The following is a 5,475-nucleotide window of genomic DNA, read 5'->3' as shown; positions in this document are numbered from 1 at the left end:
CGCGGCGGGGCCTGAATACGGATCGGCACTGTCTATGCGCTGACCTGGCCGGTGGGAGGGGCTGAGAGGTGGTGGGGCGCTGTGTTGCGCAGGGCTTCCGCCAGGGCGGCGATGCGTCGTAGGGGGGCGGCGGGAGCGGATGGCGTGGAACGGGCAGGACCCGCGGGGCGGGGGGCGGTGGGGTCCGGCCGCCGAAGCCGCGCTGGTGGACGGTGGTGGCGTGCGCGCAGTGGCTGATGCTGGCCGTCCAGTTGCTCGGTCTGTACCTGCTGGTGGACCTGATCGCCGGAGGGCCCGGGTGGGGCGGCGTCTGGCTGCCGGTGACGCTGCTGACGGGCGGTGCGCTGGGCGGCCCGCTGCTGGCCTGGTGCTGCCGGATCGCGGCACGGGGGCCGGCGCGGGCGTACGGGCTGGAGGAGGAGCGCGGACTGCGGCGGCTGGCGACCGGCTGGGGCCAGGCATGGGTGCTTGAACCGGTGGCCGCCGAGCTGCTGCGGTACCGGGAGGTGCGCGAGCAGTACGTCATCGCGGCGGGCGGCACGGACCGGGCCTGAGGGCGGCCACTGTCCTGCGCATCCCCCACCGTCACCCGTCCGGATGGCCGGGTTGTCCACAACCCGGCGGTACTCCACAGGCCGCGGCGGACATCGGCGCGGGCGGGCAGCATCGGGCCCGTACGGGGAGCGAAGGGGAAGAGGACGGAGGCGGCCCGGATGAACGAGACGATGGTGACGGTGGTCGGCAACGCGGCGTCGGCGGTGGAGGCCAGGACGACGGCGTCCGGACAACCGGTCGCCCGGCTGCGGCTGGCCACCACGGTGCGGCGCTACGACGAGCAGCGGGGCGGCTGGACGGACGCGTACACCAGCTTCTACACGGTGTGGGCGTTCCGGGGACTCGCGGAGAACCTGGCCGCCTCCGTGACCGTCGGCGAACCCCTGCTCGTCCAGGGGCGGTTGCGAGTGCAGCAGGGCGAACGCGACGGAAAGCGCTGGACGTCGGCGGAGATCGAGGCGACGGCGGTCGGGCACGACCTGACCCGCGGCACATCGTCGTTCCACCGCGTCGTGCGGGCCGTTCCCGTCGGCGAACCGCCGCCCAGTCCATGACACTTACATGCAACCGGCCGGTAACTGCCCTTATGTCACGGCGAGTACGCTCCTGCGGCATTCCCTGATAACGATTGGGACTCGGAGTGTGTAACGTCCGGTATTCCTGGGGACCGCGTTCCGATTGCTCCCTACGATCACCCCCTGAGACACGGGGGTTGACGAGGGGACGACCAGACCATGATTTCTGTACGCGGACGGGGTCCCGCCCGTTTCGCCGCCACCGCGATAGCCACGGGCATGCTGGCGGCAGGAGCGATCGCCGGCGCGGGGACCGCCGTCGCAGACGAACTGACCCCGCACAAGGGCGGAGCGACCGCCACTCTGGGAGGCCTGAACAAGGACCGCTCCCACCTCGCCATCTTCCACGACGACGGCGACAAGCAGATCGGTGCCGGCCTCTTCGACATGACGGTCGACGGCGGCGGCGCCCTGCAGACCTACTGCATCGACATCAACACCGGGACGCGCAAGGAGGCCAAGTACAAGGAAGCCTCCTGGGCCGAGTCCTCGCTCCACGACAACGAGAACGCGGGCAGGATCCTCTGGATCCTGAAGAACTCCTACCCGCAGGTGAACGACCTCGCCGCGCTCGCGAACAAGGCGGGTGCCGAGCAGCTCACCGAGAAGACCGCCGCTGCGGGCACCCAGGTCGCGATCTGGCGCTTCTCCGACGACGCGAACGTCTCCGCGAAGGACGCGAACGCCGAGAAGCTCGCCGACTACCTGGAGAAGAACGCCCAGAACCTGGCCGAGCCCACGGCGTCGCTCACGCTCGACCCGCCGGCCGTCTCCGGCAAGGCCGGTGAGAAGCTCGGTCCGATCACCGTGCACACCAACGCGCAGGAGGTGACCGTCGCGCCCGGCGCGGAGGCCACGAACGCGGGTGTGAAGGTCGTCGGCAAGGACGGCAACGTGGTGACCTCCGCCAAGGAGGGCGACCAGCTCTTCTTCGACGTGCCCAAGGGCACCGAGCCCGGCACCGCCTCGCTGACCCTGCAGGCCAGCACCGAGGTCTCGGTGGGCCGCGCCTTCACCAGCATCGACCCGAAGAACCCGAGCCAGACCCAGATCCTGGCCGGCTCCAGCGGCTCCAGCGTCAGCGCCACCGCGACCGCGACCTGGGCCAACGAGGGCCCGATCCCGGCCGTGACCGCCGAGAAGAACTGCGCCAAGGGCGGCGTGGACGTCACCGCGACCAACAAGGGTGACGAGCCGTTCTCCTTCTCCCTCGCGGGCAAGGAGTACGAGATCCCGGCCGGCGGCTCCGAGACCGTGACCGTCCCGGTCCAGGAGGACCAGGAGTACAACATCACGATCACCGGTCCGAACGGTTTCAAGGAGACCTTCACCGGCACCCTCGACTGCGAGACCGCCGAGGTCACCACCGGCGGCAACGGCGGCGGCGAGGAGGAGAGCCCCAAGCCCTCCACCGAGCCCAGCCCGGCCACCGTCGGCGGCGACACCGGTGACACCGACGGCAACCTCGCCGAGACCGGCAGCAGCAGCACCACCCCGATCATCGCGGGCGTCGCCCTCGCCCTGGTGGTCCTCGGTGGCGCCGCCGTCTTCTTCCTCCGGAAGAAGAAGCCCGCCACGGCCGGCTCCGACGACTGAGCCGTCGCCCCACCCTGCTCCACCGGTCCGGGCGTGATCGCCTGATCCGCCCGGACCACCCGGCCGTGTGCCGCCGCACCTCCGCGGCGGCACACGGCCTTGTCCGTGGTGTTCACGGCCCGGGGCCGTGACGCAGGTCGCCCCGGTACTCGTTTTCGTCCCAGCGCGGGGGTGCGGCAAGATGGGGTGTATCTGCCCACTCCCTGATTGCCGGACGGTTTCTCTTGGCTGAGTACATCTACACCATGCGCAAGGCGCGTAAGGCGCACGGCGACAAGGTGATTCTCGACGACGTCACGCTGAGCTTCCTGCCCGGAGCGAAGATCGGTGTCGTGGGCCCCAACGGCGCCGGAAAGTCCACGGTGCTGAAGATCATGGCCGGGCTGGAGCAGCCGTCCAACGGCGACGCCTTCCTCGCCCCCGGCTACAGCGTCGGCATCCTCCTCCAGGAGCCCCCGCTGGACGAGTCCAAGACGGTGCTGGAGAACGTCCAGGACGGCGTCGCGGAGATCAAGGGCAAGCTCGACCGGTTCAACGAGATCGCCGAGCAGATGGCGACCGAGTACACCGACGAGCTGATGGAGGAGATGGGCAAGCTCCAGGAGCAGCTCGACCACGCGAACGCCTGGGACCTGGACGCCCAGCTGGAGCAGGCCATGGACGCCCTGGGCTGCCCGCCCGGCGACTGGCCCGTCACCAACCTCTCCGGTGGTGAGAAGCGCCGCGTGGCCCTGTGCAAGCTCCTGCTGGAGGCCCCCGACCTGCTGCTGCTGGACGAGCCCACCAACCACCTGGACGCCGAGTCCGTGCTGTGGCTGGAGCAGCACCTGGCCAAGTACGAGGGCACCGTCGTGGCCATCACCCACGACCGGTACTTCCTGGACAACGTAGCCGAGTGGATCCTCGAGCTCGACCGCGGCCGCGCCCACCCCTACGAGGGCAACTACTCCACCTACCTGGAGAAGAAGGCCGCCCGCCTGAAGGTCGAGGGGCAGAAGGACGCCAAGCGCCAGAAGCGCCTCAAGGAGGAGCTGGAGTGGGTCCGCTCCAACGCCAAGGGGCGGCAGGCGAAGTCCAAGGCGCGTCTGACCCGCTACGAGGAGATGGCCGCCGAGGCCGAGAAGACCCGGAAGCTGGACTTCGAGGAGATCCAGATCCCGCCGGGCCCGCGCCTGGGCAACGTCGTGGTCGAGGTCGAGCACCTGCACAAGGCGTTCGGTGACAAGGTCCTCATCGACGACCTGTCCTTCACCCTGCCGCGCAACGGCATCGTCGGCGTCATCGGCCCCAACGGCGCGGGCAAGACCACGCTGTTCAAGATGATCCAGGGTCTGGAGGAGCCGGACTCCGGCACCATCAAGATCGGCGACACGGTCAAGATCTCCTACGTCGACCAGGCCCGCGCCAACATCGACCCCAAGAAGACGCTGTGGGCCGTCGTCTCCGACGAGCTGGACTACATCAACGTCGGCCAGGTCGAGATGCCCTCGCGCGCCTACGTCTCCGCGTTCGGCTTCAAGGGCCCGGACCAGCAGAAGCCGGCCGGGGTCCTCTCCGGCGGTGAGCGCAACCGCCTGAACCTGGCGCTCACCCTCAAGCAGGGCGGCAACCTGCTCCTGCTCGACGAGCCGACCAACGACCTCGACGTGGAGACCCTGTCCTCGCTGGAGAACGCGCTGCTGGAGTTCCCCGGCTGCGCCGTGGTGGTCTCCCACGACCGCTGGTTCCTGGACCGCGTGGCCACCCACATCCTCGCCTACGAGGGCGAGAGCAAGTGGTTCTGGTTCGAGGGCAACTTCGAGTCGTACGAGAAGAACAAGGTCGAGCGCCTCGGCCCGGACGCCGCCCGTCCGCACCGCACCACCTACAAGAAGCTGACGCGGGGCTGAGAAAGCGTGCGCCACACATTCCCCTGCCCCCTGCGCTGGTCCGACATGGACTCCTTCGGGCACGTCAACAACGTCGTGTTCCTGAGGTACCTGGAGGAGGCGCGGATCGACTTCATGTTCCGGCTCGCCCGCCAGGCTGCGTCGGGGGCCTTCACCGGCGGCTCGGTGGTGGCCAGGCACGAGATCTCCTACCTGCGCCCGCTGGTGCACCGGCACGAGCCGGTCGTGGTCGAGCTGTGGGTGACGAAGGTCGGCGCCGCCTCGCTGACGGTGGAGTACGAGGTCAAGGACGGCCCCGGCGAGGGGGACACCGTCTACGTCCGCGCCTCGACGGTCGTGGTCCCCTACGACCTGGAGCGCGAGCGTCCGCGACGGCTCTCCGACGAGGAGAAGGCGTTCCTCAAGGAGTACCTGGACGACAGCGCGACGGGGGCCGCCGCCGCATGAGCGGACAGCCCCCACACCTGGTGTTCGCCGACCCGGGGGAGGCGGCCGAGCTGGCCGCCCTCCTGGGCCGGCTGCTGCGCTGGGAGAAGGCCGCGGCGGTACGGCTGCGGGCGGCCGGCGACGGCGTCCTGGGCGTCTTCGCGCGCCCGGCCCGCTTCGAGGTGCTGGCCGTGCGCACCGCCCGGCTGGCCGGGCCGGCGGAGCTGGACGCGACGGTCTCCGCCGGAGAACTGCTGGAGGGCGTCGACGAGGCGTCCGGGTCCGTCTCCGTGCCCGCGGCCGTGACCGGCCGTGCCCTCAGACACCCAACAGCGCGCCCGACCCGGACCATCCACGGAAACCACGGTCCACGCCCCACCCCGCAGGGGGAGGCAGTACTGGTGTCTTCCGCCGGACCATCCCGGCCGACTAGT

5 protein-coding genes and 1 pseudogene are annotated in these 5,475 nt (G+C 70.1%); all 6 read left to right on the top strand.

The window, feature by feature from the left end; genetic code table 11:
* The first annotated feature begins 215 nt into the window (after positions 1-215).
* Positions 216-554: a hypothetical protein gene (locus ACLIYP_RS28945; RefSeq protein ID WP_412716050.1), complete on the top strand. Its 339-nt coding sequence runs from the start codon at positions 216-218 to the stop codon at positions 552-554.
* A gap of 159 nt (positions 555-713) precedes the next feature.
* Complete coding sequence (locus tag ACLIYP_RS28940; protein WP_412716049.1) at positions 714-1,109, top strand: single-stranded DNA-binding protein; 396 nt, start codon at positions 714-716, stop codon at positions 1,107-1,109.
* 180 nt (positions 1,110-1,289) lie between these two features.
* Complete coding sequence (locus tag ACLIYP_RS28935) at positions 1,290-2,726, top strand: Cys-Gln thioester bond-forming surface protein (protein ID WP_412716048.1); 1,437 nt, start codon at positions 1,290-1,292, stop codon at positions 2,724-2,726.
* A gap of 224 nt (positions 2,727-2,950) precedes the next feature.
* Positions 2,951-4,615, top strand: coding sequence for an energy-dependent translational throttle protein EttA (ettA, locus tag ACLIYP_RS28930; protein WP_093654368.1), 1,665 nt, complete (start codon positions 2,951-2,953; stop codon positions 4,613-4,615).
* Between the two features lie 6 nt (positions 4,616-4,621).
* The gene (locus ACLIYP_RS28925) at positions 4,622-5,062 is read left to right on the top strand and encodes an acyl-CoA thioesterase (protein ID WP_412716047.1); all 441 of its coding nucleotides are present in this window, start codon (positions 4,622-4,624) and stop codon (positions 5,060-5,062) included.
* Positions 5,059-5,475, top strand: a pseudogene (locus tag ACLIYP_RS28920) (hypothetical protein); the annotation flags it as partial. The gene ACLIYP_RS28925 and the pseudogene ACLIYP_RS28920, both read left to right, overlap by 4 nt.

Source organism: Streptomyces nanhaiensis (assembly GCF_046614825.1).
Taxonomy (GTDB): domain Bacteria; phylum Actinomycetota; class Actinomycetes; order Streptomycetales; family Streptomycetaceae; genus Streptomyces; species Streptomyces radiopugnans.
The sequence above is the reverse complement of the archived record's forward strand: the minus strand, read 5'-3'. Positions and strand labels throughout refer to the sequence as shown.

What these genes read in the sequence shown, in the direction of transcription:
- ACLIYP_RS28940 (WP_412716049.1), top strand. Translation starts at nt 714, where the DNA reads ATGAACGAGACGATGGTGACGGTGGTCGGCAACGCGGCGTCGGCGGTG.
- ACLIYP_RS28935 (WP_412716048.1), top strand. Translation starts at nt 1,290, where the DNA reads ATGATTTCTGTACGCGGACGGGGTCCCGCCCGTTTCGCCGCCACCGCG.